Source organism: Pelagerythrobacter marensis, assembly GCF_036700095.1.
In the GTDB taxonomy this organism is placed as follows: domain Bacteria; phylum Pseudomonadota; class Alphaproteobacteria; order Sphingomonadales; family Sphingomonadaceae; genus Pelagerythrobacter; species Pelagerythrobacter marensis_A.
Genome location: NZ_CP144918.1, coordinates 1,225,616 through 1,238,743 on the forward strand (window position 1 = coordinate 1,225,616; position 13,128 = coordinate 1,238,743).

At 67.3% G+C, this 13,128-nt stretch carries 12 protein-coding genes; 4 read left to right on the forward strand and 8 right to left on the reverse strand.

Going from position 1 to position 13,128, the window contains the following annotated elements:
- Positions 1 to 107: 107 nt before the first annotated feature.
- A complete protein-coding gene (locus tag V5F89_RS05690) occupies positions 108 to 1,094 on the reverse strand; it encodes a DUF6607 family protein (RefSeq protein WP_338447273.1) in 987 nt (328 codons plus the stop codon).
- Positions 1,095 to 1,113: 19 nt separating this feature from the next.
- Entirely contained in the window at positions 1,114 to 3,432 is a 2,319-nt protein-coding gene (locus V5F89_RS05695) for a TonB-dependent hemoglobin/transferrin/lactoferrin family receptor (protein ID WP_338447274.1), read from the reverse strand.
- Between the two features lie 249 nt (positions 3,433 to 3,681).
- Here V5F89_RS05695 and V5F89_RS05700 point away from each other — a divergent pair, with 249 nt between their 5' ends.
- Positions 3,682 to 4,620 carry an LOG family protein gene (locus V5F89_RS05700; RefSeq protein WP_338447275.1) on the forward strand — a complete coding sequence of 313 codons (939 nt, stop codon included), beginning with the start codon at positions 3,682 to 3,684 and terminating at the stop codon, positions 4,618 to 4,620.
- Here the strand turns inward: V5F89_RS05700 and thiD are convergent.
- Genes thiD through glmM form a run of 3 tightly spaced genes read right to left on the reverse strand, consistent with a single transcriptional unit; the run spans position 4,572 to position 6,970 of the window.
- Positions 4,572 to 5,393, reverse strand: coding sequence for a bifunctional hydroxymethylpyrimidine kinase/phosphomethylpyrimidine kinase (gene thiD, locus V5F89_RS05705; protein WP_338447276.1), 822 nt, complete (start codon positions 5,391 to 5,393; stop codon positions 4,572 to 4,574). The genes V5F89_RS05700 and thiD overlap by 49 nt on opposite strands.
- Complete coding sequence (locus tag V5F89_RS05710) at positions 5,390 to 5,614, reverse strand: DUF1272 domain-containing protein (RefSeq protein WP_338447277.1); 225 nt, start codon at positions 5,612 to 5,614, stop codon at positions 5,390 to 5,392. The genes thiD and V5F89_RS05710 overlap by 4 nt, the downstream gene beginning before the upstream one ends.
- Before the next feature lie 18 nt (positions 5,615 to 5,632).
- Positions 5,633 to 6,970, reverse strand: coding sequence for a phosphoglucosamine mutase (gene glmM / locus V5F89_RS05715; RefSeq protein WP_338447278.1), 1,338 nt, complete (start codon positions 6,968 to 6,970; stop codon positions 5,633 to 5,635).
- Positions 6,971 to 7,049: 79 nt separating this feature from the next.
- Here glmM and V5F89_RS05720 point away from each other — a divergent pair, with 79 nt between their 5' ends.
- Together V5F89_RS05720 and V5F89_RS05725 are read left to right on the forward strand one after the other, a co-directional pair.
- Positions 7,050 to 8,309 carry a dicarboxylate/amino acid:cation symporter gene (locus tag V5F89_RS05720; protein ID WP_338447279.1) on the forward strand — a complete coding sequence of 420 codons (1,260 nt, stop codon included), beginning with the start codon at positions 7,050 to 7,052 and terminating at the stop codon, positions 8,307 to 8,309.
- Between the two features lie 80 nt (positions 8,310 to 8,389).
- Positions 8,390 to 9,001, forward strand: coding sequence for a superoxide dismutase (locus V5F89_RS05725; protein WP_338447280.1), 612 nt, complete (start codon positions 8,390 to 8,392; stop codon positions 8,999 to 9,001).
- 70 nt (positions 9,002 to 9,071) lie between these two features.
- Here V5F89_RS05725 and V5F89_RS05730 read toward each other — a convergent pair whose 3' ends face one another.
- The 3 genes from V5F89_RS05730 to V5F89_RS05740 form a co-directional block, all read right to left on the reverse strand.
- Positions 9,072 to 10,247, reverse strand: coding sequence for an AI-2E family transporter (locus V5F89_RS05730; RefSeq protein WP_338447281.1), 1,176 nt, complete (start codon positions 10,245 to 10,247; stop codon positions 9,072 to 9,074).
- Positions 10,248 to 10,313: 66 nt separating this feature from the next.
- Positions 10,314 to 10,925, reverse strand: a complete 612-nt coding sequence (locus V5F89_RS05735) for a sigma-70 family RNA polymerase sigma factor (RefSeq protein ID WP_338447282.1) — start codon at positions 10,923 to 10,925, stop codon at positions 10,314 to 10,316.
- Positions 10,925 to 11,101, reverse strand: coding sequence for a NepR family anti-sigma factor (locus V5F89_RS05740; RefSeq protein ID WP_338447283.1), 177 nt, complete (start codon positions 11,099 to 11,101; stop codon positions 10,925 to 10,927). Before V5F89_RS05740 ends, V5F89_RS05735 begins: the two co-directional genes overlap by 1 nt.
- A 190-nt stretch (positions 11,102 to 11,291) precedes the next feature.
- Between V5F89_RS05740 and V5F89_RS05745 the strand changes: the two genes are divergently transcribed.
- The gene (locus V5F89_RS05745; protein ID WP_338447284.1) at positions 11,292 to 13,094 is read left to right on the forward strand and encodes a CHASE domain-containing protein; all 1,803 of its coding nucleotides are present in this window, start codon (positions 11,292 to 11,294) and stop codon (positions 13,092 to 13,094) included.
- Positions 13,095 to 13,128 lie beyond the last annotated feature (34 nt).

Genomic DNA, 13,128 nt, shown 5'->3' on the forward strand with positions numbered 1-13,128 from the left:
AAGACCGGGGTGTGAAAGGGTGGGGGGCACGCTCCCCTATGCGTGCCGCCCCGGTTCCGCCGCCCGTCGGAATCGGCGGCGGAACGGTTCGAGCCAGTCCTGCCGGATCACCCGGTATGGGCCTCGATCAGTCCGTTCGCTTCCTCGATCGCGGCGGCCTGCGCGATTTCGCCATCGCGCAATTCGTCGGCGATCTGGAGCAGCCGCCCGCTGATCACGGTGCCGGCCTGGGCTTCTTCCTCCAGCGCGATCCCGCCCTTGCGTTCGGCGACCTCGGCCCATTTGGCGCGCACTGCGGCCCAATAGTCTTCGGTCGCCGCCCAATATGCGTCGGCGGCTGCGACGTCGTAGCCGTCGAACCGGGTATATGTGTTGAGGACATATTCCTGGACCACGGGTTCCAGCGCCTCCGCCGATCCTTCGGCAGGCTTCATCTTGGTGTTGTCCTGCCAGTGGATCCAGCCGGTGGGGGTCAGCTGGTGACGGTTGATCGCGGCATAGCGGTCGTAAACCGGGTCGCGGACCGCATCGCGCCGGGCGAGCGGGCGCCAGGTCCAGTTCGATCGCCAGCGGCGAATGCCGTGGGTGGTTTCCCACTGGCCCCACCCGGCATAGCGCGGGCTGTCGTCGACCTGATAGACGGTCTGCGACCAGCGCCCGTTGCGCATTCGCTCGGGCACGTCGACCCACTCCCAGCGGTCCGGGCCGGTATAGGCGAGGATGCGCGCCGGTTCGTATTCCCAGTCCTGCCGCCAGTGCTTGATCACGAAGGTCTCGCCCTCATGCTCGGCGACGAGCAGGTGCTGGAGGACGATCCGCGTGCCCGTGTCCTCGATCACGCGGACCGATTCGTGGCCGCCGGAGATCTTGCGTTCGAGCGGGGTGTAGCCTTCGGTCCAGGGCGTCGATTCCTGCATGTCGAAGCGCACCTTGTAATCGCCCGCCATCGCCAGGATCGTGGCCCGATCCTGTTCGAACATCGCGGTTTCGACGGCCTCGCCGCGATCGGCGATCGGCCCGTCGGCCAGCGCGGGTGTCGCCGCCAGCGCGATGGCCAGCAGTGCCGAGCCGATGAATGTCCTGGTCGTGGTCATGGTAAATCCCCCTTGGTTTCTAGAAGCGATAGCTGAGCGACAGGCTCGCGTTGCGGCCGGGCCGCGTGTAGGCATCGACGTTCGCCGGCGGGACGAACACCGAAGGATCGTGGTCCGACTGCACGAGCGACAGCCCGCGCACGTCGCTCCAGTACGTGTGTTTCTTGTCCAGCAGGTTGAACACGCCGGCGCGCAGCTTCAGCGAATCGGTCAGGGCGACGAAGGCCGTCGCGTCGAGGATGGTGAAGGCGTCCGGGCGATAGCATCCGTCGGTGCAGAGCCCGGCGGTTTCGTCCAGCGGCTTGCGCGCGTGGTGCGATGCGATCAGCTCCGCCCCGAAACGCCCGGCGGGCTCGCGATAGCCCGCGCCGATCACGAGATTGAGCGGATCGATCGTGTCGAGCGGGCGGGGCGCCTCGCCCGGCGAAAGGATATCGCCATCGGCATAGGCGATCGCGAAGCGGCCGTAGAGACCGTTGTCCGCCCGGTAAGCCGCCCTGGCCTCGACCCCCTCGATCTCGACCCGGTCGTAATTGACGAACTGGTAGATTGCCGGGTCGGCCGGGGTGAACGACCCGCTGACGACCTGCTGGCTGATGAAGTCGTCGTAATCGGCGTGGAAGGCCGCGATCGACAGCGAGACGTGGTCGCCGGTAAAGCGAATGCCGCCTTCCCAGCTCTCGCTCCGTTCGGGGCCGAGATCGGGATTCGGCGCGGAGATATAGCCGTAGGCCAGGTTGCCGAAGAAGTTGTTGACCTGGCTGGGCGTGGGTGCGCGGAACCCTTGCGCGTAATTGGCGAACAGCAGCACGTCGTCCGCCAGCCGCGCGGTCGCGCCGAGCTTGGGCGAAAGCCGGCTGTCGCTTTGCGCCGCACCGGCAAAATCGGGCAGCAGCGGGTCGTCGGTCGGGTCGAGGTCGTAGAAGTCGAACCGCAGCGCGGGAAATATCGTCACCGCGCCATCGAACAGCGCGATCTCGTCGGCGAGGAATACGCCGCCCAGCATGAAGTCGGTCACAGGGAACGCACGGGTGGGGAAGGTTTCGCCTGCGGGCGGTTCGGTCCCGTCGCGCAGCCCCTCCTGCCGGGTGAAGCTGATGTCGCCGCCGAAAGCGAGCGTGTGCGACAGGCCGCCGGTGGCGAATGTGCTGCGGGCCTCTGCCGCGGCGCCGTAGACGCGGTTTTCGAACGTGTTCAGGCGTTCGCGATCCGGGCGCGGCGTCGCCCCGACCGGGGATCGGTCCTCGTCGGTGAACTGGATATCCTTGCCGTCCTGGAAATAGACGGCGGCGTGAGCGTACTCGATCGCGCCCTCGGCCGAATATGTCCAGTCGAGCGAAATGCGGGTGCGCTCGCTTTCGTCGTTTGCGGTCAGGTCGTCGACGATCCAGCTCGGCATAGGGCCGAACAGGAAAGCGGGGCCTTGCCCGCTCAGGATGTCGCTGAACACCTCGGTTTCCAGATACTCGCCGGTCAGGCGCAGGCGGTGCGGGCCGCTGTCCCACACCAGCTTGCCGAGCAGGGCGTTGGATTCGCCATCCTGCGGATTGGGACGGGTGCGGCTTTCACCGATCCCGCCCACGTCGCCGCGATTGTCGAGTTCCTTGAAATCGCGCCGGGTATAGGCCAGCAGGGCGGAGATATCCCCGGCCTTCCCGGCAATCGCGGCCGTTTCGGCGAACTCCTCGTCCTCGCTCGAATAGGATGCGCGGACGAACCCGCCGACCGCATTCCCCGCTTCGATCAGGTCCACAGGATCGCTGGTGGTAAAGCTCACTGCCCCGGCCAGGCCGTCGCTGCCGTAGAGGGCGGAGGCGGGGCCGCGAACGATCTCGACCGACTTGACCAGCGATACGTCGGTATAGCCGCCGCGTCCCGAATCCTGCGCGCCGAAGGCGAAACCCTGGGGCGTGCGGATGCCGTCGACCTGGATCAGGACGCGGTTGCCGCCGATCCCGCGAATGGCGAAATCCTCGTTCCGGGCGCGTCCGGTGGCGCCGAGCGCCGCGCCGAAGCGGGCCGGCGCGCGGCGGACCGTGACCCCGGGCTCGTAACGGACGAGATCCCTGATGTCGGTCGCGATCGTATCGGCCATCTCCTCGGCCGTGATGACCGTGACCGTTGCGGGCGCGTTCTCGATCGCGATCGGCGTGCGGGTTGCCGACACCACGATGTGGCTCTCGCCGGGACGTTCGTCGGCGGCGTCTTCGGCGAAGGCGGGGGCGCCGCCGACCGCCAGCGCCATGGCGGCGATGCCGGCCGAACAATGCAGGGCGCCCCGCTTTAGTGCGCTCCGCCTTCCGATATCGCTTCGTCCGCCGCCCAGCCGATAGACCATGAAAACTGCCCTGTTGTTGCTACTGATAATGACTCGCAGTAGAATCAGAAGGCGGGCAACGTCAACCTCGGCCTGGCTGCAACGGTAAAGGAATCGCGCAAGCCGCGGAAATGGCCCGCGGATTTTTCCGCGATTTCGGCGCAATGGCCGGGGTCGGCCGGCCAGCACGGCGGCTCTCGTCGGTTGCGCCGCCCAAGATAGTCATCGCGGGCATTGCCGCCCCGCACCGGGGACCTTATGGCGCTGGCGATGAGCGAAGAACACGAGACCAAGGGTGAACGCGATCTCGCCGATCGCAAGTTCTACCCCGCCGATCAGGAAGCCGCCTTCTCCGACGCGGCGATGCCCCACACTCCGCAGACGCGCCACCCGGCCTATCGCCTGGCGTTTCGCGACACCGATTTCCTGCTCCGCGACGAATTGCGGCCGGTGCGGTTCCAGCTCGAGCTGCTCAAGCCGGAGATGCTGCTGGACGAGGCGGGGGTCGGCTCCACCCTCGTCATGTACGGATCCGCGCGCATTCCGCCGCCCGAAGCGGTCGACGAGGCGCTGGCCGGCGCGAAGGACCTGCCCGAAGACGAACGCCGGATCGTCGAAAATCTGGCGAAGAAAGCGAAATACTACGGCGAAGCCTACAGGCTGGCCAAGATGGTCAGCGAGAAGTCGATTATCGAATCGGGCAAGCGGCAGTTCGTGATCTGTTCGGGCGGAGGGCCCTCGATCATGGAGGCGGCCAACAAGGGGGCAAGCGATGCCGGCGCGGAATCGATCGGGCTGAACATCGTTCTGCCGCACGAGCAGGCGCCCAATCCCTATGTCACCCCCTACCTGTCATTCCAGTTCCATTATTTCGCCCTGCGCAAGATGCACTTCCTGCTGCGCGCCAAGGCGGTCGCGGTGTTCCCCGGCGGGTTCGGCACGTTCGACGAGTTCTTCGAACTGCTCACGCTGATTCAGACCGGCAAGATGAAGCCGATGCCGATCCTGCTGTTCGGCAAGGATTTCTGGAACCGGGTGATCGATTTCGAGGCGCTCGCCGACGAAGGGACGATCAGCCACAAGGATCTGGACCTGTTCCGCTGGTGCGAAACCGCGGACGAGGCCTGGGAAAAGATCGCGCGCTTCTATCAGCTCGACGGTTACGAGGCCGATTCTGCCGAGGCATCGCCGCCGCCCCGCACCGCCTGATGGCCGAGCGGGCCGTGGCCCGCACCGAAACCGGGCGCCTTGCGCAGCGCCTCGATCACGAACCGCCGGCCCAGCCGCACCGCGTGGTCAAGCGGCAGGCCGTGGCCGAGCAGCGTCGCGATCGCCGAAGCCAGCGTGCAGCCGGTCCCGTGGGTGTGGCGGGTGTCGATCCGCTGGTCTTCGAACGAGGCGAAATCGCCGTTTGTATAGACGAGCCGGTCGATCACCCGCTCGCCCGCGTCATGCCCTCCCTTGGCCAGCACTGCGCAGCCGTGATCCTGCGCGAGCCGGTGCGCCGCAGCGGCAATCTCGTCCGGCGTGGTGCAGGCCATTCCGGTCAGCGCGGCGAGTTCGGGCAGGTTGGGTGTCGCCAGGGTGGCACGGCGCATCAGCGCAGCGAAGGCGTCGATCGTTTCCGCGTCGGCCAGCACCGCCCCGCTGGTCGCGACCATGACCGGATCGAACACAACGTGCCCTTCGAAACCGGCGAGCAAATCGGCCACGGCGCGGGCCGTTTCGGGTGATCCGAGCATCCCGATCTTGATCGCGTCCGCCCCGATGTCGTCGAGGCAGGCTTGCGCCTGCGCCACGACCAGTTCGGCCGACAGCGTTTCGACCCCCTGCACGCCGGTCGTGTTCTGCACGGTGATGGCGGTGATCGCGCTCATCGCATAGCCGCCCAGCATCGTCGCGGTCTTGATGTCGGCCTGGATGCCGGCCCCGCCGGAGCTGTCGGACCCGGCGATGGCGAGAATACGGGGAGGAGTCTTCATTGACGGAACCTGCGCTCCGTGCCCGGCGGATGCCGGTCGTGCAGCGCTTTCGCCCGGGTCGGGCGGTCCATCAGCTCGCCGCCGCAGTTGGGGCAACGATCGTCGAGCGCCTCGGCGCAGGCGGCGCAGAACGTGCATTCGAAGCTGCAGATGAACGCGCCCGGCGCTTCGGCCGGAAGGTCCGTGCCGCAGCGTTCGCAGTCGGGGCGCATCTCGAGCATGGGCGTCCTTCTATCCCCTCAGGCCGCGTCCTGCACCGCGGCGCAGATCCGGTCGACAACCTGTTCGACCTGGGCCGCATCGTCGCCTTCGGCCATCACCCGGATCACCGGCTCGGTGCCGGAGGCGCGGATGACGACGCGGCCCTTGCCGGCCAGTTCGCCTTCGGCATCGGCGATGCAGGCTTTGACGTTCGCGTCCTCCAGCGGCGCTCCGCCGGAATAGCGCACGTTCTTCAGCAGTTGCGGGACGGGCTCGAACTGATGCAGCAGCTCGCTCGCCGGCTTGCCGGAACGGACGAGACTGGCGAGGACCTGCAGCGCCGCCACCGTGCCGTCGCCGGTCGTGGCATGATCGAGCAGGATCATGTGGCCCGACTGCTCGCCCCCGACATTGAAACCGCCCTGACGCATACGTTCGAGCACGTAGCGATCGCCGACCTTGGTCCGTTCGAGCGAGAGGCCCTGGTCGGCGAGGTACCGCTCCAGCCCCAGGTTGGACATGACGGTGGCGACGATGCCGCCGCCGCGCAGCGCCTGGCGGTGGGCGAGGCGGGTCGCGATCAGCGCCATGATCTGGTCGCCGTCGACCGTCCGCCCGCGTTCGTCGATCACGATCAGGCGGTCGGCATCGCCGTCCAGCGCGATCCCGATATCGGCGTTCTCGCGCACGACAGCGGCGCGCACCGCCTCCAGCGCGGTCGAGCCGACGCCGTCGTTGATGTTGGTTCCGTCGGGCTCGACGCCCAGCGTGACCACGTCCGCGCCCAGCTCCCAGATGGCCGAGGGCGTGACCTGATAGGCCGCGCCATGCGCGCAATCGACCACGACCTTGAGATCGTCGAACCGGATCTCGTCCGACACCGATTGCTTGACCGCGTGGATGTAGCGCCCGCGTGCATCGTCGATCCGGCGCGCCCGCCCGACCATCGGCGCGGCCACCAGCGGCGGCTCGCATTCGAGCAACGCCTCGATCGCCAGTTCGTCTTCGTCCGATAGTTTGAACCCGTCGGGGCCGAACAGCTTGATCCCGTTGTCTTCGAACAGGTTGTGACTGGCCGAGATCATCACGCCCAGGTCGGCGCGCATCTCGCGCGTCAGCAGCGCGATCGCCGGGGTCGGGAGCGGCCCGGTCATGATCACGTCCATCCCCACGCTGGTGAAGCCGGCGACCAGCGCGCTTTCCATCATATAGCCGGAAAGGCGGGTGTCCTTGCCGATCACCACCCGGTGGCGATGGTCGCCGCGCAGGAAATGCCGCCCCGCAGCCTGGCCCACCCGCATCGCCGTCGCCGCCGTCATCACGCCGTCGTTCGTGCGCCCGCGAATTCCGTCGGTACCGAAAAACTTGCGTGTCATGTTCGAATTCTATCTCCGGGCGATTTGCCAGGCGCTTCTGGCGCGGTTAGGCGGCAAAGAAAAGGGGACCCGCAAACGGATGGTCGTCGAAAAGGCAGACTCTAACGAACTCCTGGCGATCCGGCTGCCCGTCTGGTGGACGTTCGGCGGTCTCGTCGCGGGTCTGCTGGCCGGGCTGGTCCTGTCGGGGACGGCGGCGCTGGAGCCTGTCCTGGCGGTGACCGAGCCGGCGGGCGCGCTGTGGCTGCGCGCCTTGCAGATGACGATCATCCCGCTCGTTTCCGCCCTGCTGGTGATCGGGATCGCGCAGATGGTGCAGGCCGCGCGGGCCGGGCGCGCGGCGCGGCGAATGCTCGGCTGGGTCTTCGCGGTCCTGCTGTTTTCCGGCGTCACGGCGGCCCTGTTCATGCCCCTGCTGCTGAATCTCTTTCCGATCCCGCCTTCGGCCGGAACGCTGCTGGAAACCGGCGACATCGCGCCCCAGCAGGTGCCCGGACTGGCCGAATTCGTCACTTCGCTGATCGCACCCAACGTGATCGCCGCCGCGGCGGAAACGACGATGCTGCCGCTGACCATCTTCTTCGCGCTGTTCGCCGTTGCCGTCGCGCGCCTGCCGGACAGCCAGCGCGACACCCTGCTCCGCGTGTTTCGCGCGCTGGCCAACGCGATGCTGACGATCATCGGCTGGGTCCTGTGGATCGCGCCGCTCGGCGTCTTTGCGCTCGCGCTGGGGGTCGCCTCGCGCGCGGGGGGCGGGGCCTTCGCCACCCTCGTCCATTACATCCTCGTCGTTTCCGCGATGGGCGGGATCGTCCTTGTCGCCGGCTATGCCCTCGCCTGGTTCGGCGGCGGAATCGCGCCTTTGCGCTTTGCCCGGGCGATGATCCCGGCGCAGGCGGTGGCGGTTTCGACGCAAAGCTCGCTCGCCAGCCTGCCCGCCATGCTCGCGGTCGCCCGGCGGCTGGGCATTCGCGAGAGCACGGCCGATTTCGTCCTGCCGCTGGCGGTGGCGATCTTCCGCGCGACCAGCCCGGCGATGAACCTGGCGGTGGCGATCTATGTCGCCACGCTGGCCGGGGTCGAGCTGACCCCGGCCACGCTGGCCGCCGGGATCGCGGTGGCGCTGGTCATTTCGGTGGGATCGGTCAGCCTGCCCGGATCGATCAGTTTCGTCATTTCGATCGGCCCGATCGCCCTGGCAATGGGCGTGCCGATCGAACCGCTGGCGCTGCTGGTCGCGGTGGAAATGTTGCCCGACATCATGCGAACCCTCGCCAATGTCACCCTGGATGTGGCAGTAGCGGCGGCGACCGATCGCCCGGAAGAGGAATCCGTCTAGAACATGCAACCCATGGCCCGCCCGCGCGTTGGTCGGGCAAGCCCGAGAATTTCAACACTGGACATTAGGGGAACCAATCCATGGCCTTCAAACTGATCGACCTGCCTTACGCCAGCGACGCCCTCGCGCCCGCCGTTTCGGCCGAGACGCTGAGCTATCACCACGGCAAGCACCACCAGGCCTATATCGACAAGACCAACGCCGCGATCGAAGGCACCGACCTTGCCGGCAAGTCGCTGGAAGAGGTCGTCGCTGCGGCGCGCGGCAGCAACCAGGGTTTGTTCAACAATGCCGCGCAAAGCTGGAACCACGGGTTCTACTGGCATTCGATGGCGCCCGAAGGCGGTTCGCCGTCGGACGAGCTGGGCGCGCTGATCGACGAGGCTTTCGGCTCGCTCGACGATCTCAAAACCAAGCTGGCCGAGCGCGGTGCCGGGCACTTCGCAAGCGGCTGGGTCTGGCTGGCGGAAAAGGGCGGCAAGCTCTCGATCGAGGAAACGCACGACGGCGACACCCTGGCCGACCAGGATTTCAACCCGCTGCTGACGATCGACGTGTGGGAGCACGCCTATTACCTCGATCATCAGAACAAGCGGCCCGAATATCTCGATCAGGTGATCAAGAGCAAGCTCAACTGGGGCTTCGCTTCGGAGAACCTCGCGCGCGGGGAAACCTGGAAATACCCCGCCTGATCCTGCGCCGGATCGCAAAAGGAAAGCCCGCCTCGCATTCGTGCGGGGCGGGCTTTTCCCTTTTCGCGGATCAGGTCGGTTCCTCTTCCTGGCCCAGTTCCATGAAGTTGGTCGCGAACAGCGGTTCGCCGAATATGAAGCCGACCAGATTGGGGCGCCCCACATGGTCGAAGAACGCGGTCAGCATCAGCAGGATCGGCACCGACAGCAATGCGCCGAACACCCCCCAGATCCACGAGAAATAGCTGAGCGCGATGAGGATCATCACCGGGTTCATCGTGAACCGCGCGCCCAGGATCGACGGGGTGACGATGTTCGATTCGACCGTGTGCAACGCCAGATAGGCCGCCGCCGGTATGATGCCGAGCAGCACGGTATCGCCGGTCCCGATCCCGAACAGGGCGAGCAGCGCGGTCATCGCCAGCGGCCCGATATAGGGCAGGAAGTTGAGGAGCGCGGCCAGCCCGCCCCACATCACCGGCGCCTCCACCCCCAGCGCCCATGCACCCAGGGCGACGATGACGCCGACCCCCGCGTTGATCCACGACACGGTGAGGATATAGGCCGCCACCCGGTCCTGCACCTCGCGCAGGACCCGCGCGGCCTTGATGCTGGTGCCGAAACTGGCGCGATCGAACAGCAGGTGGCGGCGCAGCCGCACCCGCGCCTCGATCATGAAGAACGTCATCAGGAAGGTCAGCAGCACTTCCAGAACCACGCTGGGCGTGGCGAAGGCGAGCTGTTCGATCACCGAAGGGCTGGCGAGCACGACTTCGCGCGTGGTCGAGCGGCCCATCAGGTCGGCCAGGCGCTCGTTCGCCATCGCCACCCAGGCGAACTGGTCGCGCAGTTCGCCGAAGCGGTGCACGACCTGGTCGGCCATCGCCGGAAGACTGTCGAACAGCGCGATCGCGGGTTGGAGGATAAGGGCGAGCGCCAGCATCAGCACGCCGAAGAACGCGCCGAGAGCGACGAGCGAGGCGAGGACGTTGGGCAGGCCCCAGCCGGCGAGCTTGTCGGCCAGCGGGGAGAGAATGATGGTCAGCACCAGCGCCGTCACCAGCGGCAGGAAGACGACCGAGCCGATCGAAAGCACGAAAGGCAGCGCGAGGAACAGGCCGAGGCCGATCAGCAGGACCAGCGCGGAAATCAGGCGCAGCTCCTGCTCTGCAAAGGCGGCGCGCGTCCTTCGCCGCGCGGTGCGCCCTTCCGTGCTGCCACGCGATGCAGATGGACTGTCGGTCATGCGGCTGTCGGATCCTGTCTGCGGGGGCAGCCGGCATAGCGGGCCGGCATATGCGCTAGCAAGCGGCTAGCGGGTCGGGGAGGACTCGCCGCGGCCGGCTGCAACATCGTCCAACTCTTCCAGAATCGCGCGATGCGCGCCGTCGTCGCCGATCGCGCGTCGCGGTATCGAACCGTCCTGAAGCATGGCATTGAGCGACGCACGGGCGCGGCCCACGCGGCTTTTGATCGTGCCCACCGCGCAGCCGCAGATGGTCGCCGCCTCTTCGTAGGAAAAGCCGCCGGCGCCGACCAGCAAGAGCGCCTCGCGCCGCTCGGGCGGCAGGGTCAGCAGCGCGCGGTGCATGTCCGACAGATGGATCGGCTCTTCCTGCCCGGCGGGCTGGGTCAGCAAGCGTTCGGCAACGTTCTCGTCGTATTCGCCGCGGAAGCGGTTGCGGCGCATGTCGGTGAGGTAGGCGTTGCGCAGGATCACGAAGGTCCAGGCGCGCATGCTGGTGCCGGGTTCGAACCGTTCCTGCGCGGCCCAGGCTTTCAGCAGGGTTTCCTGCACCAGGTCGTCGGCCATGTCGGGCCGCCCGCACAGTCCGCGGGCGAATGCGCGCAGATGCGGGACGACTTCGGTCAGCTCGCGCTTGAAATCGGCCTTTTCGGAGGCCGTCCGTTCGGGGCGGGTCATCAGGATTTTTCATCCAGCTTCGACAGAAGCTCCTTGAAGCTGTCGGGAAGCGGTTCCTCGACAACCGAGTCGTAAAGCTGGCGCAGGCCGTCGGCCCATCCTGGATTATCGCGTTTTCCGATCTTTGACTCGCCTTTTCCGGTTTCCCCCGCGCGCCGATCCCCGTCAATATGCATGTACGCTCGCAATCCTTCGAAATATACGTAGAACCCCGGCGGGAGCCCTAGAACCCACGCGGAGGCTTTTCCAGTTTTCCAACTCGTGGTCTCCGCGAGGGAACGAAGGCGCCCCTGCTTGGTTCCCGGAACTAAGCGGGGTGCCCGCCAGTGTAGTGTTGGATCTGTCGGTGGAGTGCGGCGCAGCCTGATGCCAGTTCAAGCGTCTCGACGGGGGAAAAGTCGCCGCTGGCTGGTCGAATATCCGCGCGCCGCGCCGGTGGCCATCTTCCTGCTGATCGCCGCAATCACCGCGCTCAGCGTGTTCGCGATCGAACGGGGGGAGGCGCAGCGCGAAGCCGCCCGGCTGAGCGATCGCGCGCGCGCCGTCGCATCGGCGCTGGAGCGGCGCGCCAGCGCCAATACCGCCTATCTGCGCGCGGGAGCCGCCATGTTCGCGGCGGTCGACCGCGTGGACGAGGCCCTGTTCGACCGCTTCGTGGCGGAGCTTCAGCTCGACTTCGACTATCGCGGAACCGAAGGGATCGGCTGGGCGCAGAGCCTGCGCCCCTACGAACTCGACCAGTTCCGCATCGGCGCCAACGATGCCGGGCCCGATGCCGATGCGGCCGATGCCGATGCGGCCGGCCGCGGCGATTCGTCGGCGGAGGGGCAGGACCCTGCCGCGGCGGGCCGCCAGGCCGATCCGCCGGAACCCGCCGGCCAGGCGCCGGCGGCATTGCCCGATCCGATCAGAATCTGGCCGGCTCCGACCACGATGACCGGCCGGGTGGTCCCGGTCACGTTCCTGCGGCCCGCGAACGATCGCAACCGCCAGATGCTCGGATACGACATGTTCTCCGACCCGGCGCGGCGGGCGGCGATGGAGGAGGCCGAAGCCACGGCCCAGCCGACCGCCAGCGGCAAAGTCCAGCTCGCCTATCCCGATCCCGACAGCGCGCCCGGGTTCATCGTCTATATGCCGGTGTTCCGGGGGGAGGCGGGGCGCCGGGTGCGCGGATTCATCTACAGCCCGTTCAACGCGGAAAACTTCCTCGCCTCCGCGCTCGACCTGGCCGACGCGGGGGATCGGGGGGTCAAGCTCTACGACGGCGAAGCGACACCGGACCGGCTGCTCGCGCAGATCGCGCCGGCTTCGGGCGCGGGCAAGGCGGTTCAGCAGCGGATCATGGTCGCCAACCGGCCGATGGTGGTCGAAGTCGCGTCGCCGGCGTCCTACTCGCTTTCCGCGCTGTCGATGGTTACCCTGTTGTTCGGGCTGCTCGTGGCCAGCCTCCTGCTGGTGGTGGCCCGCCTCGTGACGCAGCAGACGCGCGAGGACCAGCTCAAGCTCGACTGGCTGGAGGAGCAGGATTCGATCCGCAATTCGCTCACGCGCGAGCTTAATCACAGGGTCAAGAACACGCTGGCGAACATCCTGTCGATCGTCGCGCTGACTCGCCGGCGTTCCGACTCGCTGGAAGAATTCGCCGACGGGCTGGACGGGCGGATTCGCGCGATCTCCGCGACGCACGACCTGCTGACCCAGTCGGAGTGGGGCACGACCCCGGTGCGCGCGGTGGTCGAGGCCGAAATGGCGCCGCATGCCCACGATTCGGGGGCGGACTTCACGATCGAGGGGCCCGATGTCGAACTCGCCCCCGGCGATGCCCTGACGCTGGGGCTGGCCATTCACGAGCTGGCGACGAACGCTTCCAAATATGGCGCGCTGAGCGTGCCGGAGGGGCGCGTTTCGGTGACCTGGGAACTCGAAGGCAAGAACGTGGTGCGGATGGAATGGGCCGAATCCGGCGGGCCGCGCCTGTCCGGCCGCCCGGAATGGCGCGGTTTCGGTCTCGACCTGATCGAAAAGATCGTCGCCCACGAACTCAACGAGAAAGTGGAACTGGAATTCCCGCCCGAAGGGGTGCGCTGCACCCTGCGCGTCCCGGTCCGGCGGCCGAGCGAATTCGCGATCCGCGCGGCGCAGCGCAGGGAACAGGCCGCGCGCTGAAGAGCACGCGGCCTCTCGGTCGCCGCCGGATTGC